This window comes from Actinorectispora metalli (assembly GCF_056323685.1).
In genome coordinates, this window is sequence record NZ_JBREYE010000001.1 from 379779 (window position 1) to 402493 (window position 22715).

General features: G+C 70.3%; 17 protein-coding genes. 8 read left to right on the plus strand and 9 right to left on the minus strand.

What is annotated here, in order from left to right; genetic code table 11:
• Nucleotides 1–5 precede the first annotated feature (5 nt).
• Genes ACU6XJ_RS01760 through ACU6XJ_RS01770 form a run of 3 tightly spaced genes read right to left on the minus strand, consistent with a single transcriptional unit; the run spans nt 6 to nt 3906 of the window.
• A complete protein-coding gene (locus ACU6XJ_RS01760; RefSeq protein ID WP_476306151.1) occupies nt 6–1079 on the minus strand; it encodes a DmpA family aminopeptidase in 1074 nt (357 codons plus the stop codon).
• On the minus strand, nt 1076–2413 hold the full coding sequence (locus ACU6XJ_RS01765; protein ID WP_476306153.1) for an aminotransferase class III-fold pyridoxal phosphate-dependent enzyme: 1338 nt from the start codon (nt 2411–2413) through the stop codon (nt 1076–1078). The genes ACU6XJ_RS01760 and ACU6XJ_RS01765 overlap by 4 nt, the downstream gene beginning before the upstream one ends.
• Before the next feature lie 5 nt (nt 2414–2418).
• Complete coding sequence (locus tag ACU6XJ_RS01770) at nt 2419–3906, minus strand: CoA-acylating methylmalonate-semialdehyde dehydrogenase (RefSeq protein WP_476306156.1); 1488 nt, start codon at nt 3904–3906, stop codon at nt 2419–2421.
• Between the two features lie 59 nt (nt 3907–3965).
• Here ACU6XJ_RS01770 and ACU6XJ_RS01775 point away from each other — a divergent pair, with 59 nt between their 5' ends.
• Nucleotides 3966–5312 (plus strand): aminotransferase class I/II-fold pyridoxal phosphate-dependent enzyme, encoded by a 1347-nt coding sequence (locus ACU6XJ_RS01775; protein ID WP_476306159.1) that lies wholly within the window; start codon nt 3966–3968, stop codon nt 5310–5312.
• 63 nt (nt 5313–5375) lie between these two features.
• Here ACU6XJ_RS01775 and ACU6XJ_RS01780 read toward each other — a convergent pair whose 3' ends face one another.
• Nucleotides 5376–6341 (minus strand): hypothetical protein, encoded by a 966-nt coding sequence (locus ACU6XJ_RS01780; protein ID WP_476306160.1) that lies wholly within the window; start codon nt 6339–6341, stop codon nt 5376–5378.
• Between the two features lie 335 nt (nt 6342–6676).
• Here ACU6XJ_RS01780 and ACU6XJ_RS01785 point away from each other — a divergent pair, with 335 nt between their 5' ends.
• Nucleotides 6677–8062: a trypsin-like serine protease gene (locus ACU6XJ_RS01785; RefSeq protein WP_476306162.1), complete on the plus strand. Its 1386-nt coding sequence runs from the start codon at nt 6677–6679 to the stop codon at nt 8060–8062.
• 74 nt (nt 8063–8136) lie between these two features.
• Here the strand turns inward: ACU6XJ_RS01785 and ACU6XJ_RS01790 are convergent, their stop codons facing one another.
• The gene (locus ACU6XJ_RS01790) at nt 8137–11232 is read right to left on the minus strand and encodes an NPCBM/NEW2 domain-containing protein (RefSeq protein ID WP_476306164.1); all 3096 of its coding nucleotides are present in this window, start codon (nt 11230–11232) and stop codon (nt 8137–8139) included.
• A gap of 361 nt (nt 11233–11593) precedes the next feature.
• Here ACU6XJ_RS01790 and ACU6XJ_RS01795 point away from each other — a divergent pair, with 361 nt between their 5' ends.
• Nucleotides 11594–13084, plus strand: coding sequence for a S1 family peptidase (locus ACU6XJ_RS01795; RefSeq protein WP_476306166.1), 1491 nt, complete (start codon nt 11594–11596; stop codon nt 13082–13084).
• 49 nt (nt 13085–13133) lie between these two features.
• On the opposite strand, the gene ACU6XJ_RS01800 is transcribed toward ACU6XJ_RS01795, so the two are convergent.
• From ACU6XJ_RS01800 to ACU6XJ_RS01810, 3 genes are all read right to left on the minus strand, one after another.
• Entirely contained in the window at nt 13134–13616 is a 483-nt protein-coding gene (locus tag ACU6XJ_RS01800; RefSeq protein WP_476306167.1) for an Rv2732c family membrane protein, read from the minus strand.
• Nucleotides 13613–15085 carry a tRNA (N6-isopentenyl adenosine(37)-C2)-methylthiotransferase MiaB gene (gene miaB, locus ACU6XJ_RS01805; RefSeq protein WP_476306169.1) on the minus strand — a complete coding sequence of 491 codons (1473 nt, stop codon included), beginning with the start codon at nt 15083–15085 and terminating at the stop codon, nt 13613–13615. Before miaB ends, ACU6XJ_RS01800 begins: the two co-directional genes overlap by 4 nt.
• 68 nt (nt 15086–15153) lie before the next feature.
• Nucleotides 15154–15798: a LysE family translocator gene (locus ACU6XJ_RS01810; RefSeq protein ID WP_476306171.1), complete on the minus strand. Its 645-nt coding sequence runs from the start codon at nt 15796–15798 to the stop codon at nt 15154–15156.
• A 193-nt stretch (nt 15799–15991) separates the two neighbouring features.
• Here ACU6XJ_RS01810 and ACU6XJ_RS01815 point away from each other — a divergent pair, with 193 nt between their 5' ends.
• From ACU6XJ_RS01815 to ACU6XJ_RS01830, 4 genes are all read left to right on the plus strand, one after another.
• Nucleotides 15992–16720, plus strand: a complete 729-nt coding sequence (locus tag ACU6XJ_RS01815; protein WP_476313755.1) for an amino acid ABC transporter ATP-binding protein — start codon at nt 15992–15994, stop codon at nt 16718–16720.
• Nucleotides 16721–16776: 56 nt separating this feature from the next.
• Nucleotides 16777–17616: a glutamate ABC transporter substrate-binding protein gene (locus ACU6XJ_RS01820; protein ID WP_476306173.1), complete on the plus strand. Its 840-nt coding sequence runs from the start codon at nt 16777–16779 to the stop codon at nt 17614–17616.
• Between the two features lie 64 nt (nt 17617–17680).
• A complete protein-coding gene (locus tag ACU6XJ_RS01825; RefSeq protein WP_476306175.1) occupies nt 17681–18361 on the plus strand; it encodes an amino acid ABC transporter permease in 681 nt (226 codons plus the stop codon).
• On the plus strand, nt 18358–19263 hold the full coding sequence (locus ACU6XJ_RS01830; protein WP_476306177.1) for an amino acid ABC transporter permease: 906 nt from the start codon (nt 18358–18360) through the stop codon (nt 19261–19263). Before ACU6XJ_RS01825 ends, ACU6XJ_RS01830 begins: the two co-directional genes overlap by 4 nt.
• Nucleotides 19264–19483: 220 nt before the next feature.
• Here ACU6XJ_RS01830 and ACU6XJ_RS01835 read toward each other — a convergent pair whose 3' ends face one another.
• Nucleotides 19484–20098: a type 2 periplasmic-binding domain-containing protein gene (locus tag ACU6XJ_RS01835; RefSeq protein ID WP_476306178.1), complete on the minus strand. Its 615-nt coding sequence runs from the start codon at nt 20096–20098 to the stop codon at nt 19484–19486.
• A gap of 229 nt (nt 20099–20327) precedes the next feature.
• Here ACU6XJ_RS01835 and ACU6XJ_RS01840 point away from each other — a divergent pair, with 229 nt between their 5' ends.
• Nucleotides 20328–22670 carry a hypothetical protein gene (locus ACU6XJ_RS01840; protein ID WP_476306180.1) on the plus strand — a complete coding sequence of 781 codons (2343 nt, stop codon included), beginning with the start codon at nt 20328–20330 and terminating at the stop codon, nt 22668–22670.
• Nucleotides 22671–22715 lie beyond the last annotated feature (45 nt).

A 22715-nucleotide genomic window follows, 5' to 3' on the forward strand; every position in this document is an offset into this window, starting at 1 on the left:
CTCGATTACCTGTTCAGCAGGGTCAGCAGGGTGCTCACCGGCAGGGCTGGTGAGCGGTGGCCGTCGCGGCCCGTCATGGGCTTGGCGGCGCAGAGCGCGTTGAGCACGGCTTCTTCGACGGAGTGGACGACGGCGGTGTAGACGGCGTCCATACGGCCCCAGGGCAGGAACCGCAGTGTCTCGTAGCCCGCGTCGGGGGTGGGGTGGAAGGCGCTGGTGAGTGCGCCGGGGTTGGCGGTGGAGAAGGCGAGGAACAGGTCGCCGGAGAAGTGCGAGCCGCTGGTTCCGGTGCGGGCCAGGCCCAGCGGCACCCGGCGGGCCAGCGCCTTGCACTGGCCGGGCAGCAGCGGGAGGTCGGTGGCCACCACGGCGATCACCGAACCGGCGCCGCCCGTGCCCACCCAGTCCTCGATGGGGTTGTCCTCGGCCAGCGCGGCGCCGACCGGAACGCCCGCCACCGTGAGTTCGCGGCGGGAGCCGAAGTTGGCCTGCACGAACGCACCCACGGTGTAGCTGTCGGGTCCGTGCTGGACGGTTCGGGACGCGGTGCCGCTGCCGCCCTTGAAGCCGTAGCAGTTCATGCCGGTGCCGCCGCCCACCGACCCCTCGGCCACCGGGCCGCCGCGGGCCGCGTCGATGGCCTCGCCCGCGTGCGCCGGGCGGACGTGGTCGCCGTTGACGTCGTTGAGGTAGCCGTCCCAGGTCTCTCCCACGACCGGCAGCAGCCACTGCCTGGCCTGTTCGGGCCGGTGCGCGGTGATCCAGTCGATCACCCCGCGGTGCACCGGCCCGACGGCGTGGGTGTTGGTGATCATGACCGGCACCGCGAGGGCACCGGTCTCCTCGATCCAGGCGGTGCCGGTGAGTTCGCCGTTGCCGTTGAGCGAGTAGGTGCCCGCGGCGCAGGCGGTGCCGATGCCGTCCCGGCCGCGCGGCAGGATCGCGGTCACGCCCGTCCGCACCGCGTCGCCCTCGATCAGGGTGCGGTAGCCGACCTGCACGCCCGGCACATCGGTGATGGCATTGCCCGGCCCTGGAACACCGGGCAGCGGCAGGCCGAGGTCGCGGGCGCGGCTCATGAGCGGGTGTACCCGTTGGCGATGTCCAGGGCCGCGTCGATCACGTCCAGGCCCTGCTCCAACTCGGCGTCGCCGATCACCAGCGGCGGCACGATGTGCAGCCGGTTCATGTGGGTGAACGGCCACACCCCGCCCTGCTTGCACGCCGCCGCCAGCCGGGTCATCGGCTCGGCCGCGGGACCGGCGGCGTTGAACGGCACCAACGGTTCCCTGGTGTCGCGGTCGCGGACGAGTTCCACCGCCCACATCAGACCGCGGCCACGCACATCGCCCACGCTGGGATGGCGTTCGGCGAGCTTGCGCAGGGCCGGTTCGACGACCTCGCGGCCGAGCCGCCGCACGTGGTCGAGGAGATTGTCGCGCTCGAACACCCGGATCGAGGCGACCCCGGAGGCGCAGGCCAGCGGGTGCCCCGAGTAGGTCAGCCCGCCGGGGTAGGGGCGTTGGGCGAAGGTGTCGGCCACCTCGTCGGAGATGATCACTCCGCCGAGTGGGACGTAGCCGGAGTTGACGCCCTTGGCGAAGGTGATGAGGTCAGGCGCGACGTTCCAGGCGTCCACCGCGAACCATTCACCGACCCTGCCGAAGCCGACCATCACCTCGTCGCAGATCAGCAGCGCGCCGAAACGATCGCACAGGTCGCGGACACCGGCGAGGTAGCCGTCGGGCGGGACCAGTACACCGTTGGTGCCCACCACCGTTTCCAACAGCACCGCGGCGACGGTGTGCGGGCCTTCGAGGGCGAACACCTCCTCCAGGTGGGCCAGCGCCCGCTCGCATTCCTGCGCGTCGTCACTCGCGTGGAAGGCGGAGCGGTAGGTGTGCGGGCCGAAGAACCGCACCACGCCGGGGATGCCGGGCTCGCTGCCCCACCGGCGCGGCTCGCCGGTGACGGTGATCGCGCCCGCGGTGGCGCCGTGGTACGAGCGGTAGGTCGAGAAGATCTTGGAGCGGCCGGTGTGCAGGCGCGCCAACCGGATCGCGTGCTCGTTGGCCTCCGCGCCGCCGTTGGTGAAGAACACCTTGTCCAGCCCGTCGGGTGCCCGCTCGGCGATCAGCCGGGCCAACTCGCCGCGCACGTCGTTGGCGAAGGACGGCGCGATGGTGCACATCCGCTTGGCCTGCGTCACGATCGCCTCGACCACATCGGGGTGCTGGTGGCCCAGGTTGGCGTTCACCAGCTGGGAGGCGAAGTCCAGGTAGCGGTTGCCCTGGTAGTCGGTGATCCAGCAGCCCTCCGCCGAGGCGATCGGCAGCGGGTCGATCGCGGCCTGGGCTGACCAGGAGTGGAAGACGTGGGCGCGGTCGTCCGCGCGGACCTGCTCCTCGTTCATCGGGCTCACCTGTTCCGGGGGAAGCCGAGGTCGACGGCGGTTGGGGTGGAGTCGGGCCAGCGGGTGGTGACGACCTTGGTGCGGGTGTAGAAGTGCACGCCCTCGGGTCCGTAGACGTGGGAGTCGCCGAACAGCGAGTCCTTCCACCCGCCGAAGGAGTAGTAGGCGACCGGCACCGGGATCGGCACGTTCACGCCGACCATGCCCGCGGTGACCTCGCGTTCGAACCGGGCCGCGGTGCGCCCGTCGCGGGTGAAGACGGCCGCGCCGTTGCCGTAGGGGTTGGCGTTGACCAGCGCCAGCGCTTCCTCGAAGCTGCCGGTCCGCACGGAGGTCAGCACCGGGCCGAACACCTCGTCGCGGTAGACCGCCATCTCCGGGCGGACCCGGTCGACGAGGCTCACGCCGAGGAAGAAGCCGTCGCCGTCGAAGGGCCGCTCCCGGCCGTCCACCAGCACGGTGGCGCCCTCTTTCACTGCATCGTCCACATAGGAGGCGACCCGGTCGCGGTGCTCCCCGGTGATGAGCGGCCCCATCTGCGAGGACGCGTCGGTGCCGGGGCCGATGACCAGGCCGTCGATGCGCTTGCGCACCGCGTCCAGCAGGGGTTCGGCCACCTCGCCGACCGGGACCAGCACGGACACGGCCATGCAGCGCTCACCGGCCGAGCCGTAGGCCGCCGACACCGCGGCGTCCGCGGCGGCGTCCACATCGGCATCGGGCATCACGACCATGTGGTTCTTCGCCCCGCCCAACGCCTGCACGCGCTTGCCGTGCGCGGAGCCGCGTTCGTAGACGTAGCGGGCGATCGGGGTGGAGCCGACGAAGCTGACCGCGGCGACCTCGGAGTGCTCGAGCAGGCGGTCCACCGCGACCTTGTCGCCGTGCAGCACGTTGAGCACGCCCGCGGGCAGACCAGCCTCGGTGAAGATGTCGGCGAGCAGCAGCGAGGCCGAGGGATCCTTCTCGCTGGGCTTGAGCACAAAGGTGTTCCCGCAGGCGATCGCGTTGGCGATCATCCACAGCGGCACCATCACCGGGAAGTTGAACGGCGTGATGCCCGCGACGACACCCAGCGGCTGCTTCACCTCGTGCACGTCCACCCCGGTGGCGACCTGCGTGCTGTGCCCGCCCTTGAGCAGTTGGCCGATGCCGCAGGCGAACTCCAGGTTCTCCAGGCCGCGGGAGACCTCCCCCGCGGCGTCGGAGAGCACCTTGCCGTGCTCGGCGGTGATCGCCGCGGCGAGTTCGTCCCGGCGCTCGTGCAGCAGGTGCCGCGCGGCGAACAGGATCTCGGTGCGGCGGGCGATGCTCACCTCCCGCCACGTCCGGAACGCCTCGGCGGCCGCCGCCACCGCGGCGTCGACGTCCCCGACCGAGGCCAGGTCGACCTGCGCCGTGACGGCTCCGGTAGCGGGATTGAAGACGTCGCCGGTCCGCCCCGAGCCGCCTGCCACGGACGAGCCGCCGATCAGATGGGAGATGCGTCGCATACCTCCATGAAAAAGCACACACTTGTCTAACACAATAGGAACTTTGTTACTGTACAAAAATGCTGAGTGCACCAGACCTGGCCGGGCGACTCTCCGACCGCAGCGCCGATGGCGTGGCCAGGGACATCGCCCGTCTGGTCAGCGCGGGCGAGTTGGTTCGCGGCACCCGGCTGCCCACCGTCCGCGACCTGGCCAAACACCTCGGTGTCAGTCCCACCACGGTGTCCGAGGCGTGGCAGACGCTGCTGCGCAACGGCGTCATCGAGACCAAGGGCCGCCTCGGCACCACCGTGCGTGGTCCCGCCCGGACCCCTGAGCCGACCCGGTGGGCGCGGCTGCACCGGGATGTGGCCGGTGCCGTGCTGGACCTGTCCACCGGCACGCCCGATCCGGAGTTGCTGCCCGACCTCGGGCGGGCGCTGCGCACGGTGGGCCGGCACGCCGCCACCGGCTCCTACTTCGACTCCCCCGTGCTGCCCGACCTGGCCGAGTTGCTGCGTTCGGACTGGCCGTTTCCCGCCGAGGCGATCACGGTGGTGGATGGGGCGATGGACGCCCTGGACCGCATCGTGGATGCCACGCTGGGCTTCGGCGACCGAGTGCTGGTGGAGAACCCCACTTTCCCGCCGGTGCTGGACGTGCTGGAGCAGCGCGGCGTCGAGGTGGTCGGCCTCGACGTGGACGCCGAGGGCATCGTGCCCGAGTCGCTGGCCGCGGCGCTGCCCGCGAAAGCCGTTGTCCTGCAACCGCGTGCGCACAACCCCTGCGGGCACACCATGACGCGGGCGCGGGCCGAACGGCTGGCCGCGCTGCTGGGGGCGCATCCGGACGTGCTGGTCGTCGAGGACGACCACTGGGCGGCGTTGTCCACGGCAGAGCCGGTGAGTCTGGGCCGGTGGCTGCCGACGCGCACGGTGCTGGTCCGCGGTTTCTCCAAATCCCACGGCCCCGACCTGCGGCTGGCGGCCGTCGGCGGCGCGGGCGCGATCGTGGATCGGGTGGTGCGGCGCAGGCTGCTCGGCCCGTCCTGGTCCAGTCGCCTGCTCCAGTCGCTGCTGCTGCACCTGCTCACCGACCCCGCCTCGGTGGCCGAGGTCGCGGCCGCCCGCACGACCTACGCGGCGCGTCGAGCGCGGCTGACCGAGGAACTGGCGGCCCGCGGGGTGCGGGTCAGCGGCACCGACGGCTTCAACCTGTGGGTGGAGGTGTGGGACGAGAAGACGGCGCTGATCACGTTGGCGGTCAACCAGATCACCGCCGCGCCCGGCTCACCGTTCCTCGCCGCCGCGCTACCGGCGGACCACGTGCGCATCACCTGCGCCGCGGTGGCCGACGGCATCCCGGAACTGGCCGATGTGATCGCCCGCGCTGCCCTGCCCGACCGCCGTGCGCACGGCACGATCTGAGCACCGAGGCTCTCGTCAGATGCCCTTCCGAGGCCGACAGCGCACCTCGGACCCTCGGGTGGGCTACTGCTCCTGGGCTGCCGCGGTGACCTCGGGCTCGGGGCGGGCGGCTTCCTCCGTGGCCTGGTCCGCGGTGCGCTGCTTCGGGATATCGCGGTCGGCGGGTTCGACCAGCAGCGGAGACGCCTTGCTCAGCGTTTCGGTGGTCGCCTTGAGCTGCCCGGCGATCGCATTGCGCACTGCCACCAGCTCTTCGGTCTGCCGCCCGATCTCCGCGAGACGCCGGTCGGCCTCCTCCAACGCCGCGGCGATCGCCTCGTCGGTCTCCGCCTTGCGGCGGGCGGCTTCCTCCTCGGCATCGCGCACCAGTGCCTCCGCGCGGGCGAGCGCTTCGGCTCGCCGCTTGGTCGCCTCGGCACACGCCTCGGCGCGGCGTTCGTTCATGGCGAGATCGAAGTCGACCATGATCTCCTTGCGCCGGTTTGCATCCTGCTCGTCCAGTTCGGCCCGCCGCCGCTCGGCCTCCTTGGTGAGCTTCTCCGCCTCGGCGCGGGACCGCTCCACCAGGGCGCGGTGCTCGGCGTCCATCTCCCGGTTACGAGCGTCCACTTCGGACAGCAAGGTGCGGTAACGCTCGCGCAGCCGCTCCGCCGAGGCCTGCGCGCTCGCCCAGCAGTGCTCCGCGGCCGCTTCGGCGCGAGCCACCATCTCGGCGGCCTCGTCCGCCGCCAGCACCAGCATTCGCCGAGTGCGCTCACCCAGCGCAGTGGGCGAGATGGGGGTGCGGCAGATGCGGTCGATCTGCGCGATGAGCTCGGTGTTGGTGCAGCGCAACGCATCCACCTCGCGGGCCAGCACCTCCGCCCGCTCGGCGCAGCAGTCGCGATCGGCCGTCAGCAGACGCAGATCGGCTTCCACCGACTGGACGTAATGTCTTACCTGGCGTTTATCGAACCCGCGCCAGACGCGGTCGAAGTCGGTCCGAAGCGGCACCAGCTCAGTGAAGTCCCTGCCGTCCATGGTGGCCACGCCCCACCTCGTCTCGTGTTAGAGACGTACTACCCGCCGGTTAAAGATTGCGCGAGCAAGCGACGTATTCGGTACCGCCGAGCGGGCTGGGCCATTGGGCCGAACGTGCATAGCTTGATCACCTCGAGTAGGACGAACCACCAATCGTGACGAGCGTTCATGCCTGAACGGCCCAACGCTGGTCCGTCTGCCGAGCTATCGAGGGCCACACGAATGGCCTAAACAGCGGCTGTTAACCAGAATTTCCAACACTTAGCGTGATTGCAGGTTGCGCGACCACTTGCTCCGCGAGGACACACCCCCCTTGATGTGTCCCCTGCATCCCTGGAGACCGTATGAAGCCCATCCGAGCGCATCGCCTCGCGTTCGCAGTCTTGGCCGCGACCGCCACCATGGCCGTCGGCCTGCCCGCGACAGCCACTCCCGCCGTCGCACCCGCCACCTTCACCGGTGAGCTTCCCACCGGCATGCTCGCCGCCCTGCAGTCCGACCTCGGCCTCTCCGAGGACCAGGCCCGCACCCAGCTCGCCCAGCAGTTCAGCGCCGCGGGCATCGAGAAGACGTTGAGCCGCAAGCTCGGCGCCGACTTGGCGGGTACCTTCTTCGACCCCGCCAAGGGCAAGCTGGTTGCCAACGTCAGCAACCGCGACCGCATGCACGAGGCCCGCGAGGCCGGTGCCGAGGCCCGCTGGGTCCGCAACTCCGCGCCCGCCCTCGGCGCGGTGTTCTCCAAGCTCAACACCAAGGCCAAGGAGGCGCCCGCAGGCGTCAGCGGCTGGTACGTCGACCAGCTCAGCAACACTGTCACGATCAGCGCTCAGCGCGGCAGGACCGAGCACGCGAAATCCTTCGCCAAGTCCCTCGGCGCGAGCGACGGACAGGTCAAGGTCGTGGAGACCGCCGCCCCGCAGCTGATGGCGGGCAACTTCTCCGGCGGCGAGGAGTACAGCATCAACGGCAGCGGCCTCTGCTCGATCGGTTTCCCGACGCTGCGCAATGGCGTGCACGGCTTCGCCACCGCCGGTCACTGCGGTCAGGCGGGCGCGGCGGTGAACGTGCGCAACGAGCGGTTCGGCTCCTTCCGCGGCTCCCGCTTCCCCGGCCAGGACATCGCCTACGTCGAGGCGGTCAGCGGCTGGACCGGCCAGCCCGCGGTGCTCCAGCACCCGCAGCGGGTGGCGGGCGCACAGGTCGCGCCGGTCAACTCGGCCGTCTGTCGGATGGGCCGCACCACCGGCTACCGCTGCGGCCGCATCCAGGCCTTCAACCAGACCGTCCGCTACGGGCGGCAGGACGGCGGCGTTGACGTGGTGAACGGCCTGACCCGGACCAACGCCTGCGCCGACCGCGGCGACTCCGGCGGTTCGTTCATCGCGGGCGATCAGGCCCAGGGCGTCACCTCCGGCGGCGGCCCGTTCTGCGGCCAGCCCGGCACGCCGCAGACGTTCTTCCAGCCGCTCCAGCCGATCTTGCAGAGCTTCGGCCTCACGCTGGTGACGACCGGTTCGCAGGCCAAGCCGCCGCAGCAGCAGCCCAAGCCCCAGCCCAAGCCGAACGCCAACTGCGCGTCCGCGAAGGCTTGGAGCGCTTCGGCCATCTACGCGCCGGGCGAGGTGGTCGTGCACAACGGGCAGAAGTTCGAGTCGACCTGGTACTCCTCCAACGCCAGGCCGGACGATCCAACTTCGTGGGCGGCGTGGCGCAACGCGGGACGCTGTTAGTTCCGTCGTATAGACAGCACCCGAATCACCACCGAGGGGCCACCGGCACACCGCCGGTGGCCCCTTCCCGTGCGCTAGCAGGTGAAACGGGCCTCGGCCCAGTTGCCGTGGTCGGCGTAGACACCGTCGCCCGCGTCGGTGAGGACGAGGTCGACGAACTTCGCCCCGCCGAGGTCGACGGAGACCTCGCGGGTGGGGGTGGACTTGCGGATCACCCCGCTGTCGAAGGCCTTGCGGTCATCGGCGTGCACCTCGAAGGTCACCGATCCGGTTTCGCTGCGGCTGTCGTCCACCCCGATCTTGGCGGTGAACGTCGAGCACTGGCCGCCGGTGTAGACGCGGACCTTCGACGGGGCGTGCGCGCCGAGGCCCTTGGCGTAGGCGACGCCGTCGAGGGTGAGCGGCCCGCCGTCACCGGTGGCGTTCTCCCCGTTGGCGCGGTCCCTTTCGACCGGGCCCCAGCCGTTGGACTCCTCGATGAACTCCAGTTCGCTCGCGAACGGCGTGCCTCGCGGTGCCGCCGGGAGCGTGCTGAGGGTGTCCCGGTCGGTGCTGCTCAGCGCACGGTTGCCGACCTGGTAGTTCGCCGTGGCCGCGATGGGATAGCTGTCCCGCTTGGCATCCGCGGGCACCGTCACGTCGAAGGCGAACTCGGCTTGTCCGCCCGGCGGCAGGAACTGGTGCGGCCTGCTCTTGCGCGATGGCGTTGCCGTCCAGCCCGCGGGCACCGCAAGCTCGACCTTCAGGTTGCGCAGCAGCTGCTTGTCGTCGTTGCGGACGGTGGTGGTGACGGTGGTCGTGGTGCCCGCGGGCACCAGGTCGTCCGTCGCGGCGACGGCGGCGACCACGGCGGGCTCGGGGTTGCGCCCGCCGATCGCCGAGGTGCCGTGCAGTGCCAGTCGGAACTGCCGGTCGGTGCCGATCGAGGTGGTCTTCACCCGCACCACCCCGCCGCGGTCGGCGGCGTCGAAGTACCAGCCCTGCGCGGCCTTCTCCCATTCCTGGCGGGTGCTGTAGCGGGTCAGCGGACCGCTGTCCAGCGTCACGGACGCGGGTTGCGAGCCGGTGTGCACCACGAACTCGTACGGCCTCGCCGTCGGCTTGCCCGCGTAGTCGCCCACGCTGGCACCGACGGTCAGATCCACGTTGCCCACACCGGACTCGGGGGCCTTGCTGGTGAAGCGCTGCTCGGCGAAGCGGCCCTTGCGGTGCTCCCGGGTCTGCTTGTCGTCCTCGTACAGCGTGAATGAGGACTCGCCGCTCGGGTAGACGTCCACCGTGAGGCGGGCGTCCGGCTTGACCTCGCGGTGGTTGTTGATGCCCTCGGGCCACATCGGCACGATCGCGCCGCCCTTGACCAGCAGCGGCAGCCGCTCCAGCGGAGCCTGGTAGCCGTTGAGGGTGCGGTTGCCGGTGTGCACCGCGCCGGTCCAGTAGTCCACCCAGCGCCCCGCGGGCAGGTAGATCCCGTCGCGGGTGGTGCTGTTCTGGTACACGGGCGCGACCAGGAACGACTCGCCTGCCAGGAACTCGTGCGTGGCGGCGTTGCCCCAGGTCATCGGGTCGTTCGGGTACTCCAGCACCAGCGAACGGGCGGGCGGGGTTCCGGTGCGGTGTGCTTGCGCGGCATAGGTGTAGAGGTAGGGCAGCAGCCGCTCGCGCAGCCGCAGGTAGTCGCGGTTGATCGAGGTGTAGGGCTCGCCGTAGTTCCACGGCTGCTTGTCCTTGGGCGCCCAGCCCGACATCGACATTAGCACCGGGCTGAAGGCCTTCCACTGGAGGTCGCGCACGTAGCTTTGCGCGCTGCCGCCGAAGATGCCGTCCACATCGCCCGCGGTCCAGGCGATGCCGGACAGGCCGGAGCCGTGGATGGCGGGGATCTGCCAGCGGATCGCGTCCAGGTTGCCGGAGTGGTCACCGGTCCACTGCACGGCGCAGCGCTGGGCGCCTGCCCAGCCCTCCACCATCCACGCGTAGCCGCGTGCGTTGCTGTGCCGCTCGATGCCGTTGTAGGCGTCCTCGCAGGCCGACAACGCGTGCCGGTAGCCGGGGCCGACCCAGGCGACGTCGAGTTTGCGCACTCGGACGCCCGCCTTGGCGACCTCGAACTCCTGGTTGGTCAGCGCCGACTCGGTCCACAGCCCCAGGTCGATGTTGCGCTTGCGCAGTTCCGCGCCCACCCGTTCCAGGTCCTGGTAGCCGCAGCCGTAGCCGTCGTTGACCAGCATCCAGCCGCGCGGCATGTCGTGGTCGACGAACCGCTGCGCGTAGGCGATCGCATCCGGGGTCTTCAGCTTCTCCGGGTGCTTCTCGCCCTTGTAGGCGGGGTTGGAGCGGTTGTAGCAGTCGGCGTCGCCGTACTCCATACCCGCGATCGGCGGCAGGAACGGCCGTCCGGTGAGCTCGGTGTAGCCGTCGAGCACGCCCTTGAGGTCGCCGAGGAAGTAGTAGGCGTCGAAGCGCTGCTCGGCGTGGCGGGTGTTGACCGGGCTGGTGAAGCTGTAGCTGCCGGGCGCGAAGGTGTTGCGCAGCACGCCGTATCCCGCGGTGCTCATATAGAACGGGGAGGCGTTGGGATAGCCGCCGTCCACCCAGTTGAAGTTGCGTTCGATCTTGATGGTGCGGTCGCGGTGGCTGAAGCGGCCGTTCTGCATGCCGCCGCCGAAGTACTGCTCCTGCTCGCCCCGCGACAGCGCCTGCGAGGTGCCGTCGCCGGTCCAGCTCAGCGGCGCGGTCTCCGCCCAGACCTGCTTGCCCTGCGTCGTGAACAGGGAGAAGCGGACCGGATTCTTCGCCACCCGCAGCACCGCCTTGTCGGTGCGAATCTCGTAGCGGTCGGGCAGCTCGCTCGACTGCACCTTCGGGGCCGGGTAGTCCTTCTTGACGATGATGTTGGCCGCCGGAGCCTTCGGATCGGTCGGCGGGGTGTTGGCCGGATCGGTGAAGTTCCCGTCCGGCGCCAGCCAGATGCGGAACAGGTCGGCGTCGGAGAACACGACGCGGACCTTCGCCTTGCCGGACGAGATCGTGAACGTGGAGCCCTCGGCCTGGAAGCCGGTGATGGCGCCGAGCCTGCCGTCGGCGCTCTGCGCGTCGGCGGGCACGCCGAGGGTGGTGAGCACCATGGCCACCACCACCAGCAGTGCCGCGCTATGCGATTTCTTGCTCATTTGTCCCTCTATCCGAGCAGAAAATTGCAGGGGTTGTCAGGAGGGTACGAGCAACGCCCGCATAAGTCACTGGCCTTCCCGAGATTGGCGAAGACCGCCTCGACGCGGAAAGGCCTTGCCCGACACGGGATGCCCAATTTCCGCCCCGACCTGGGCCAACCGGACTTCCGGCTATGGGCCGTTGGAATGGCCTTCCACACCTTTCACAGTTACGGGTAAGGATTTTCAGAATTTAGGCTCCGCCCGTCTCCCTCACCCGATCGGGTGACGCCGGGAGGCGGGCGGTCCCTCACCGCCGACACCCGCGCGCCGCAGACCCCCTGCCGCGGCCTGCGGGCACCCTGCACGAGATCGGAGAGGCATGAGAAAGCACCTCGCGGGCCTCGCGGTCGCCGCCATGGCGATCGCCGGTTCCGCAGCGGGGCTCGGTGCTGTCGCCACCGCGACGCCGACCCCAACCCCGTTCGCGGGCGAGCTGCCCACCGGCATGCTGGCCGCGATGCAGCGTGACCTCGGCCTGAACGAACAGCAGGCCAGGCAGCGGCTGGGCCAGGAGGCCTTCGCCGCGGGCGCCGAGCAGAACCTGCGCCGCAGCCTCGGCACGGCACTGGCAGGCACCTGGTTCGACACCGCCACCGGCAGGCTGGTGGTCAACATCAGCGACGGCGTCAAGGCCGCCGAGGTCCGCCGCGCGGGCGCCGAGCCCCGGGTCGTGACCCGCTCGGCCCGCGACCTCCAGTCGACCCTGGACAAGCTGGCGGCCGGTGCGAAGGACGGCGTCGCGAGTTGGAACGTCGATCCGCGCGCCAACGCGGTCGTGGTCAACGCGCTGCCCGGCAAGGCCGACGCCGCGCGCAAGGCGGTCGCGGGCATCGAGGGCGTCACCGTGGAGGAGGCCAAGTTCGCGCCCACCCCGGCGGTGGACCTGCGCGGTGGAGACGCCTACTACATCAACGGCAGCGGTCGCTGCTCGATCGGCTTCTCGGTGCGCAAGGGCTCCACGGCGGGCTTCGCCACCGCGGGCCACTGCGGCCGGACCGGTGCCACGGTGTCGGCGAGTTCGGGCGGCGCGTCCTACGGCTCGTTCGGCGGCTCCACCTTCCCCGGCAGCGACATCGCCTGGGTCACCGCCGCGGGCTCCAACCCGCTGCCGGTGGTCAACAACTACAGCGGCGGCACCGTCAACGTCGCGGGCGGCACCGAGGCCGCCGTTGGCGCCTCGGTCTGCCGGTCGGGCTCCACCACCGGCTGGAAGTGCGGCTCCATCACCTCCAAGAACGCCACCGTCAACTACCCGCAGGGCTCGGTGACCGGCCTGGTGAAGTCCTCCGCCTGCGCCGACCCCGGTGACTCCGGCGGCTCCTTCCTCGCGGGCAACCAGGCCCAGGGCGTGACCTCCGGCGTGGAGGGCGGGTGCAGCCAGGGCGGCTACGTCACCTACTACCAGCCGCTGGCCGAGATCCTGCAGACCTACGGCCTGACGCTGGTGACCTCCGGCGGCAGCACGACCACTCCGCCGACCTCCACCACCACCCCGCCCGGCGGCACCTGCTCCAAGGCGAGCTACACCGGCTCCCTGAACAGCGGCGCCGTCGCCTACCAGCCCAACAACAGCTACTACCAGAGCACCACCTCGGGCACCCACCGCGGCTGCCTGACCGGCCCGTCCGGCAGCGACTACGACCTGTACCTGCAAAAGTGGAACGGGTCCGCCTGGACCAAGGTCGCCGAGGGCACCACCCCCGCGGCCAGCGAAACGGTCACCTACAACGGCACGGCGGGCTACTACCGCTGGCAGGTCCACGCCTACAGCGGCTCCGGCAGCTACACCCTCAACATCGACAATCCCTGAGGCCCCAGGCCTGTTCCCGGGCTTGGGACGCCACGTCCGGGAACAGGGCTCAGAGGTCGCGGGTGAAGGTGGTCTTGAACCACTGGATGGAGATCGTGAGGATGGCGATGGCGGCGAGGATGAGGCCGTAGCCGGGGCCAGGGCCGAAGGTCTTGCCGGGGCCGGTCTGGGTGGTCCAGATGGACAGCACGCTGATGACCACACCGAGGGCGGCGGCCCAGGCGGTGATCACGGCGAGGGCCCAGCGGCGGATGATCAGCGTGAGGGCGCAGAGCGCGACGATGCCGACGGCGAAGCCGGTGAAGACGCGGAGCACGGCGCTGATCCGGACGCCGGGGGTGTCCTGGCGGAGCAGGATCTGCCAGCCGCTGACGCCGCCGACCCAGGGCAGCACGAAGGCCAGCAGCAGGGCCAGCACCGCAACCGCCACCACGAGCGCCCGGTGACCGGGCTCGATGCGGCGCAGGGCGCTGCGTTCCACCTCGTCGATCTCGGCTCGCAACGCCGCCAACTCCTCGGGGTCTTCGGTCATGGGGCGGTGCAACCGCCGGTGGCGGCGGGCATCGGCGCGGGTGCGCCGAAGGCGGGCAGGCCCAGGCTCACGCCCTTGGTCCGCGGCGTGACGCCAGCTTCCCAGGCATCGCCCGCCCTGGTGCGGCGGTGGGACACCAGAGCACCGTCGGCGACCAGGTGGTGGGGCGCGCCGTAGGTGATCACGGTGTGTACGAGGTCGCCCGGCCGAACGCGGGTGTCACCGGGGTTGAAATGCACGAGCCTGCCGTCGCGGGCCCGACCCGACAGCCTGCGGGTGGCGGCGTCCTTGCGGCCCTCGCCCGCGGCGACCAGCACCTCGACCTCGGTGCCGACCATGCCGCGGTTGAGCTCCCACGACACCTCTTCCTGCAACTCGATGAGCCGGTCGTAGCGTTCCTGGACGACCCGCTTGGGCACCTGCTCATCCATATCGGCGGCCGGGGTGCCGGGGCGCCTGGAGTACTGGAAGGTGAAGGCGCCGGAGAAGCGGGCGGCGCGGACCACGTCCAGGGTGGCCTGGAAGTCCTCCTCGGTCTCGCCGGGGAAGCCCACGATGATGTCGGTGGTCAGCGTCGCGTCCGGCATGGCGGCCCGCACCTTGTCGATGATCGACAGGTACTTCTCGGCGCGGTAGGAGCGGCGCATCGTCTTGAGCACCCGGTCGGAGCCGGATTGCAGCGGCATGTGCAGCGAGTGGCAGACGTTGGGCGTCTCGGCCATCGCGGTGATCACGTCGTCGGTGAAGTCACGCGGGTGGGGGGAGGTGAACCGCACCCGCTCCAGCCCGTCGATGTCCCCGCAGGCCCGCAGCAGCTTGCCGAACGCGAGCCGGTCACCGAACTCGGCGCCGTAGGAGTTGACGTTCTGCCCGAGCAGCGTCACCTCGAGCACGCCCTCGGCGACCAGGGCGCGCACCTCGGCGAGGATCTCGCCGGGGCGGCGGTCCTTCTCCTTGCCCCGCAGCGCGGGCACGATGCAGAAGGTGCAGGTGTTGTTGCAGCCCACCGAGATGGACACCCAGCCGGAGTGGGCGGAGTCGCGGCGGGCGGGCAGCGTGGAGGGGAAGACCTCCAGCGACTCCAGGATCTCGACCTGCGCCTCGGCATTGTGCCTTGACCGCTCCAGCAGCGCGGGCAGTGAGCCGATGTTGTGCGTGCCGAACACCACGTCCACCCACGGCGCCCGGCGCACGATGTCGCCGCGGTCCTTCTGGGCGAGGCAGCCGCCGACGGCGATCTGCATCCCGGGGTGGGCGGCCTTCACCGGCCGCAGGTGCCCCAGGTTGCCGTAGAGCCTGTTGTCGGCGTTCTCCCGCACCGCGCAGGTGTTGAACACGACCACATCGGCCTCGCCCTCGGGCCGGGCGGGCACATAGCCCGCGTCCTCCAGCAGTCCGGCGAGGCGCTCCGAGTCGTGCACGTTCATCTGGCACCCGTACGTGCGGATCTGGTAGCTCCGAGCAGGCAAAGTCTCAATCCCTTTCCTATCCGTACCAGGGTACGACTCGAAAAGCGGAGATCGATGCCGGGATCAGGTCAGCGGGCCGTGGCGGGCGTGCGGTCCAGCGCGATGCTCGCGGCGAGCCCGGTCAGCACGGCGCCCATCGCGTACCGCTGGGCCCGCAGCCACGACGGTCGTCGCGCCAGGAAATTCGCCACCGAACCGGCGGTGAGCACGATGAGGGCGTTCACGGTCAGCGCCACCGCGATCTGGGTGCCGCCGAGCAGGAAGCTCTGCACCGCGACGTCGCCCCGGGCCGGGTCGACGAACTGTGGCAGCAGCGACACGTACAGGATCGCGATCTTGGGGTTCAGCAGGTTGGTGACCAGGCCCATGGTGAACAGCCTGCCCGCGCCGTCCCTTGGCAGGTCCCGCGGCGCGAACACCGACGCGCCGCCGGGCCGGACCGCCTGCCAGGCCAGCCACAGCAGGTACAGCGCGCCCGCCAGCTTGATCGCCGTGTACAGGCTCGGGACCAGCGCGAATACCGTCGCGATGCCCGCGGTTGCGGCCAGTAGGTAGCAGAGGAAGCCGACGGCGACGCCCGCCAGCGAGACCAGGCCCGCGCGGACGCCCTGGGTCACCGAGCGGGACACCAGGTAGATCATGTTCGGCCCCGGGGTGAGGACCATGGCGAGCGCCACGGCCGCGATTCCCAGGACAGCGCCGATGCTGAGCACGTAAACCCCCAGTAGTGGTTGTGATCCCTTCGTCGATCCCAACGTCGCCCGGTCGGGGGAGCTTCCCGGCCGAGCGGAGTAGATCATGCGCGTTTACGTAACGAGGTGGGTACCGGTGAGGTCACAAGCCGGGCACGACCCCGATCATCATGATTAGGGTGTCGCCATGAGCACTACGGCGACGCTGCCGCCCATGATCGACATGGTCGGAGTGAACAAGCATTTCGGGCCTCTGCACGTGCTCAAGGACATCAACCTGCAGGTCGCGGCGGGGCAGGTCGTCGTGGTGATCGGGCCGTCGGGCTCGGGCAAGTCGACGCTGTGCCGCACGATCAACCGCCTGGAGCCGATCGACAACGGCACCATCCGCGTGGACGGCCAGGAACTGCCCGCCGAGGGCAAGGCGCTGGCCAGGCTGCGCGCCGACGTGGGCATGGTCTTCCAGTCGTTCAACCTCTTCGCCCACAAGACGATCATCGACAACGTGATGCTCGCGCCGGTGAAGGTGCGCGGACTCGGCCGGGACGAGGCCCGCGAGTTGGCGCGCACCCTGTTGGCCAGGGTCGGCATCACCGACCAGGCGGAGAAGTACCCGGCCCAGCTGTCCGGCGGCCAGCAACAGCGTGCCGCCATCGCCAGGGCGCTGGCGATGAAGCCGAAGGTGATGCTCTTCGACGAGCCCACCTCGGCGCTGGACCCGGAAATGATCAACGAGGTGCTGGACGTGATGACCACACTCGCGTCCGAGGGCATGACCATGCTGGTGGTCACGCACGAGATGGGCTTCGCCCGCAAGGCGGCCAACCGCGTGGTGTTCATGTCCGATGGGGAGATCGTCGAGGACGCGCCGCCCCAGGAGTTCTTCACCGCGCCCAAGTCGAGCCGGGCGAAGGACTTCCTGGGCAAGATCCTGACGCACTGACGGGTACCGGCACGCGGGGTGGAAGTACCCGGCGTCATATCGAAAGGGAAGAGCACATGCGCATCACCAGAGTGCTCGGCGTCTGTATGGCAGCCGCCGCGCTGCTGTTCGCCGCGGCCTGTGGCGGCGGAGGCACCGGCGGCGACAAGTCGCTCAAGGCCAGGGCGGGCGAGACCAAGAAGCTCACCATCGGTGTCCGCTTCGACCAGCCCGGCCTCGGCCAGAAGCAGCCCGACGGCAAGATCGTCGGCTTCGACGTCGACGTCGCCAAGTTCATCGCCAAGGAACTCGGCGTCGACGAGGCGGGCATCACCTACAAGGAGGCGCTCAGCGCCGAGCGCGAGAGCCTGATCAAGAAGGGCGACGTCGACTACGTGACGGCGACCTACTCGATCACGGACAAGCGCAAGAACGAGGTCACCTTCGGCGGCCCGTACTTCATCGCCGGTCAGGACCTGCTGGTGCGCGTGGACAACACCGACATCGCGGGTCCGGAGACCCTCAACGGCAAGCGGCTGTGCTCGGTGAAGGGCTCCACCTCCGCCCAGGCGGTGAAGGACAAGTTCGCCAAGGAGGTCCAGCTTCAGGAGTACGGCCGGTACTCCGAGTGCGTGCAGGCGCTGCTCAACGGCACCATCGACGCGGTCAGCACCGACGACACCATCCTGGCGGGCTTCGCGGCGCAGAACACCGGCAAGCTCAAGCTCATCGGCAAGACGTTCACCGAGGAGCGCTACGGCGTCGGCCTGCGCAAGGACGACAAGGAAGGCCAGGCGGCCGTCAACGCGGCGATCCAGAAGATGATCGACTCCGGTGAGTGGAAGGCCTCGCTGGAGCGTCACCTGGGGCCCGCGAACTACGAGATCCCATCGCCCCCGCAGATCACCGAGAAATAGCAAGTCGGACTCCGTGAGTGGCAATCCGCATCGGGTTGCCACTCACGGGTCTTGAGGGAGACGTGTGCTGGACTTCCTGAGTGAATACGACCTGCTCGGCGCCTTCTGGGTGACCGTGCAGCTCACCGTGCTCTCCGCGATCGGCTCGCTGATCTGGGGCGTGATCCTGGCAGGCATGCGGGTCAGCCCGGTGCCGCTCATGCGGGGGTTCGGCGCCGCCTACGTCAACATCGTGCGGAACACCCCGCTCACGGTGGTGATCTTCTTCTGCTCGTTCGGCCTGTATCAGACCCTCGGGCTGAAGCTGGCGGGCGAGAGTTCAGGCACCTTCATCGTGGACAACAACTTCCGGCTCGCCGTGCTGGGGTTCATCGTCTACACGTCGACCTTCGTCTGCGAGTCCATCCGCTCGGGCGTCAACACGGTGCCCGTCGGGCAGGCCGAAGCCTCCCGCGCGGTGGGCCTGACGTTCGTGCAGACCCTGCGCATTGTGATCCTGCCGCAGGCTTTCCGATCGGTGATCGCCCCGCTGGCCAGTGTGCTGATCGCACTGACCAAGAACACCACCGTCGCGAGCGTGATCGGGGTGGCCGAGGCGTCCTACCTGATGTCGGAAATGATCGAGAACGAGAGTGACGCGATCCTGCTCGTGTTCGCGATCTTCGCGCTGGGCTTCGTGGTGCTGACGCTGCCGACCGGCCTCGTGCTCGGCTGGGTGGCCCGGAAGGTGGCGGTGCGCCGATGAGCACCAGCGTTCTCTACGACGCACCCGGCCCCAAGGCCAAGGTACGCAACGGCGTCTACACCGTGCTCTTCGCCGCGTTCCTGCTGGTCGTGGCGTGGTACACCTATCTCGGGTTGGACGCCAAGGCGCAGCTTGACGCCGAAAAGTGGACGCCGTTCCTGCGCGGCGACGTGTGGAGCACCTACCTGCTGCCCGGGCTGCTGATCACCCTCCAACTGGCCGCCGTGTCGATCGTCATCGCGCTGCCGCTGAGCGCGGTGCTGGGTATCGCCCGGATGTCGGACCACCGGTGGGTCCGGGTGCCCGCGGGCACCATCGTCGAGTTCTTCCGGGCCATCCCGGTGCTGATCGGGATGATCTTCTTCAACAACTTCTTCGCCTACATCCTCGACGTTCCCTCGGAGTACCGCGCACAGTTCGCCGTGGTCACCGCGCTGGTGATGTACAACAGCTCGGTGCTGGCCGAGGTGGTGCGCGCGGGAATCCTCGCGCTGCCGCAGGGGCAGACCGAGGCGGCCAAGGCGTTGGGCCTGCGCAAGACGCAGACGATGACCCTGGTGCTGCTGCCGCAGGCAGTGACCGCGATGCTGCCCGCGATCCTCAGCCAGATGGTGGTGATCCTCAAGGACACCGCGCTGGGCGGCGCGGCCGTCGCGGCACCGGACCTGTTGCGGCAGGGCTCGCTGGTGGGCACCCAGTTCAGCAACGTCATCCCCGCCTACCTGGTGATCGCGGCGATCTACATCGTGATCAACGCCCTGCTGACGTGGGCCGCGCATTGGCTGGAGGGCTGGCTGCGGCGGCGGAAGAAGGGCGGGACGGCGTTGAGCGCGGAGGTCATGCAGGACCAGGCGCCCGGCATGCCCCCCGCGAAAACCGGTGAAACCGCCAATTTCCTCTAGGCGCTACACGGGGCCGGAGAGCAGGTCGAGTGGTGCCGTGGCCAGGTGATCCGAATCGAGCAGTCGGGGACGTGGCCGAAACGAAGCTTGCCCTTGCGGTGCGGGGCATCATCGACAAGGCACGGCCGCCGACGAGGCCCGGGCAAGTGCTCCTTTTCGAAACGCGGGAAGGAAATATCCAACCGATTGTCAATCAGCGCCTATTTGGCGAGCTATGCCATTATTGCGTCGGAATCTGCTCGGGTGTCGGCAGTTCGGACTGCGTCGAACCCACCTGTGTGGCGTCGAATGCCCGACGTAGTCGACCGTCGCCGAGCGCGGTCCGCAGCAGGGAGTTGAGTGTGATCCGCAGTGCCCGGTCTTTGGCGGGCAGGCCGATGAATTCGGGTTGTCCCGCCACGATCAGATAGGGTCCGGCCTTCGCGACCGGCACCTCGCCGTCGGCCACTCCGCCGATGAGCAGGTCGACATCGCCGTCCCGAACCGCTCTCGCGCGCAGGTTGGCGGGCAGGTCCTTGAAGAGAACCTGCTGCTCGGACAGCCCGAACTCGACCGCGATCAGCCTTGCGACCTGCACGTCGAAGCCCGTCCATTCGCCGCCGTCGCCGCGCTTCGCCCTCGGGGCGAGCACACCGACGTGCAGCTTTCCGCGCTGGCGGACGCGTTCGAAGACCGGCGATCCCGGTACGCCGGGGGCGACTGCGCTGGTCACCGTGGCCGTCGTCACAGCCGTTGTGGGCACCCCGGGGGCGGGAGCCGGATCGCGAGCAGGCTCACCGCCACACCCCGCGAGCAGCAGACATGCCGCCAGCAGGGCAATCCCGTTTCTGATCACGGAACCATCTTAGCGAGCTTTAGCGCTCACTTATTCCGACCTCCACGAATGCCCATTCTTGCGCAGATGAGACACGTATCTTCCGAGACCAATCCCCGTTGTAGCAACCACAGGAGACCCTTTCTCTGGCGTTAGGGAAGAATCAATGGGACGTCACAGCTGGAAAAAGAAGAGCTGGTACGAATCAGACAAGGTCAACCCGCTCCGTCGTGCCGTTCTCGGTGGCACTGTGGCGGCCGGCGCACTTCTGCTGCCGTTGGGCGGCACCGCGATGGCCGACGAGAACCCTCCGGTTCCCGGCCTTGACCAGCTTCCGATTCCCGGCCTCGGAGAGCTTCCGATCGGCGGCGGATTCGCCGACCCGACCGGCACCGGCATCGTCATCGGGCAGCAGTTGGGCTCGCAGATCGGCCAGAACCTCGGTGGTATGGCAGGCACCGGGGCCGAGCAGGCCGCGGGCATGATCACCGGCAAGCAGGGTGACGGCAGCGGCAAGCAGCGCGGTGAGCAGATCGGCAAACAACTCGGCACCGTCGCGGGCGGCACCGGCGGTGGCGCGGCGGGCGGTGCGGCCGAAGGAGCGTTCGGCGGCGTGACCGGCACCGCGACCGGCACCGCGGACCCCGCGAGCAAGATCGGCAAGGCCATCGGCGGGCAGATCGGCGGCACGGCGGGCGGCATGGGCGGATCGATGGCCGGGAGCGCCATCGGCGGCATGATCGCACCCCCCGCGGCCCCCATCGGCGGCGCGATCGGCGGCGCCATCGGCAAGGCGGTCGGCACCGAGGGCGGCAAGCTCGCGGGCGCTGCGGCGGGCGGAGCGGCAGGCGGCGGCTTCGACGGCGCCCGCCGCGGTTTGGCCGAAAGCGGCGGCGGCGCGGGCCTCCCCGGCATCCCGGGCCTGCCCGGCGGTGGCGGCGGTCTGCTCCCCGGCCTGCCCGGCGGCGTCCCGAACGTACCCGGCGGCGACCTCCCTGGCGGCGGCGACGGCGCCGCCCCTGAACTCCCCGGCGGCGGTGGCGGCCTGCCCGGCCTGCCGGTCGGCAACCCGGGCGGCGGCGCACCCGACGCCGGTATCCCCGGCTTCCCCGGCCTGCCCGGCGGTATTCCGGGCGGCGGCGAGCAGCCTGGCGGCGGTCTCCCCGGCTTCCCGGGTCTGCCCGGCGGAATCCCGGGCGGCGAGCAGCCCGGTGGCGGTCTCCCGGACATCCCGGGCCTGCCCGGCGGTATTCCGGGCGGCGGTGAGCTGCCGGGTGGCGGCCTGCCGGGCTTCCCTGGCCTGCCCGGCGGCGGCGAGATCCCCGGCGGCTTCCCCGGCCTGGGTGACCTGCCCATCGGCGGTTTCCCCGGCGGCGACATCGCCCTGCCGTTCTCCGCCGCCGACAGCGGCGTGCCCAGCCAGCCCAGCCCCGGTAACCCTGGTGGCGCTCCGGAGCAGCCCGCACCGGAGAAGCCGGGCGGCTCCCCCGAGAAGCCGGGCATGCCCGGCGGCGAGAAGCCTGCCCCGGAGAAGCCCGGCGCCCCCGACCAGCCCGGCGGATGCCACCCTGGTCTGCCTGGTGGAGGACACCCGCCATTCCCCGGCGGTGACTGCCACCCCGGTCTCCCCGGTGGTCCCGGCGGCGGTCTGCCCGGTCTCCCCGAGCTTCCGGGCGGCCTCCCTGGCCTGCCCGGTCTGCCCGGCGGTGGTCTGCCCGGCCTGCCCGGCTTGCCTGGCCTGCCCGGTGGTGACGCTCCCGGAGCGCCCGACTGCGGCACTCCGGACGCGCCCGGCAAGCCCGCACCGGAGAAGCCTGCCCCCGGCGAACCCGCACCTGACAAGCCGGCACCTGGCAAGCCCGCGCCTGACAAGCCCGCGCCGGGTAAGCCCGCCCCAGGTGAGCCCACGCCCGAGAAGCCCGCGCCTGGCAAGCCGATGCCGGAGAAGCCCGCCCCTGGCGAGCCCGCTCCGGAGAAGCCCGCGCCCGGTCAGCCTGCTCCGGAGAAGCCCGCGCCCGGTGAGCCCGGCTGCCCGACCGGCCCCGGCGCCGGTCTGCCCGGCGACGCCCCCGCGCTGCCGATCGACGGTCTGCCCATCGGCGACATCCTGGGCGGTGGCCTCCCCATCGGGGACATCCTCGGCGACGGCCTGCCCATCGAGGGCACACTGCCGATCGACGGCCTCCCCATCGGGGATCTGCTCGGCGGTGGCCTGCCGATCGACGGACTGCCGATCGGCGACATCCTCGGCGGGGGCCTGCCGGTCGAGGTCTCGCTGCCTGTGGACGGGCTTCCCCTCGACGGCGCTCTCCCGATCGATGGGCTGCCCATCGACGCGCTGCCGATCAGCCTGCCTGCCGAAGCCCCCGGCGGAGCGCCCGAGCAGCCGGGCCTGCCCGGTCTCCCCGGCCTCGGCGATCTGCCGATCGACCTGCCCATCCCGGACCTCGGCGGCGGCCTGATTCCGCCGGGTCTGCCGGGCGGCGGCGACGGCGCCATCCCCGGTCTGCCGATCCCCACCCCGCCGAGCGGCCCCATTCCGGGCTTCGCGAGCGCGGGCGGCGACGGCCTGCCCGGTTCGCTGTTGATCTGACCCGTCGGGTGGTGGAGCGAACCGACCCTCGCTCCACCACCCGAC

Bases quoted from the DNA above. Each gene is read 5' to 3' on its own strand.
- ACU6XJ_RS01800 (WP_476306167.1), bottom strand. From the start codon at position 13,616: ATGACCGAAGACCCCGAGGAGTTGGCGGCGTTGCGAGCCGAGATCGAC.
- ACU6XJ_RS01830 (WP_476306177.1), top strand. From the start codon at position 18,358: ATGAGCACCAGCGTTCTCTACGACGCACCCGGCCCCAAGGCCAAGGTA.
- ACU6XJ_RS01765 (WP_476306153.1), bottom strand. From the start codon at position 2,413: ATGAACGAGGAGCAGGTCCGCGCGGACGACCGCGCCCACGTCTTCCAC.
- ACU6XJ_RS01790 (WP_476306164.1), bottom strand. From the start codon at position 11,232: ATGAGCAAGAAATCGCATAGCGCGGCACTGCTGGTGGTGGTGGCCATG.
- ACU6XJ_RS01820 (WP_476306173.1), top strand. From the start codon at position 16,777: ATGCGCATCACCAGAGTGCTCGGCGTCTGTATGGCAGCCGCCGCGCTG.
- ACU6XJ_RS01770 (WP_476306156.1), bottom strand. From the start codon at position 3,906: ATGCGACGCATCTCCCATCTGATCGGCGGCTCGTCCGTGGCAGGCGGC.
- ACU6XJ_RS01760 (WP_476306151.1), bottom strand. From the start codon at position 1,079: ATGAGCCGCGCCCGCGACCTCGGCCTGCCGCTGCCCGGTGTTCCAGGG.
- ACU6XJ_RS01795 (WP_476306166.1), top strand. From the start codon at position 11,594: ATGAGAAAGCACCTCGCGGGCCTCGCGGTCGCCGCCATGGCGATCGCC.
- ACU6XJ_RS01775 (WP_476306159.1), top strand. From the start codon at position 3,966: ATGCTGAGTGCACCAGACCTGGCCGGGCGACTCTCCGACCGCAGCGCC.
- ACU6XJ_RS01785 (WP_476306162.1), top strand. From the start codon at position 6,677: ATGAAGCCCATCCGAGCGCATCGCCTCGCGTTCGCAGTCTTGGCCGCG.
- ACU6XJ_RS01815 (WP_476313755.1), top strand. From the start codon at position 15,992: ATGATCGACATGGTCGGAGTGAACAAGCATTTCGGGCCTCTGCACGTG.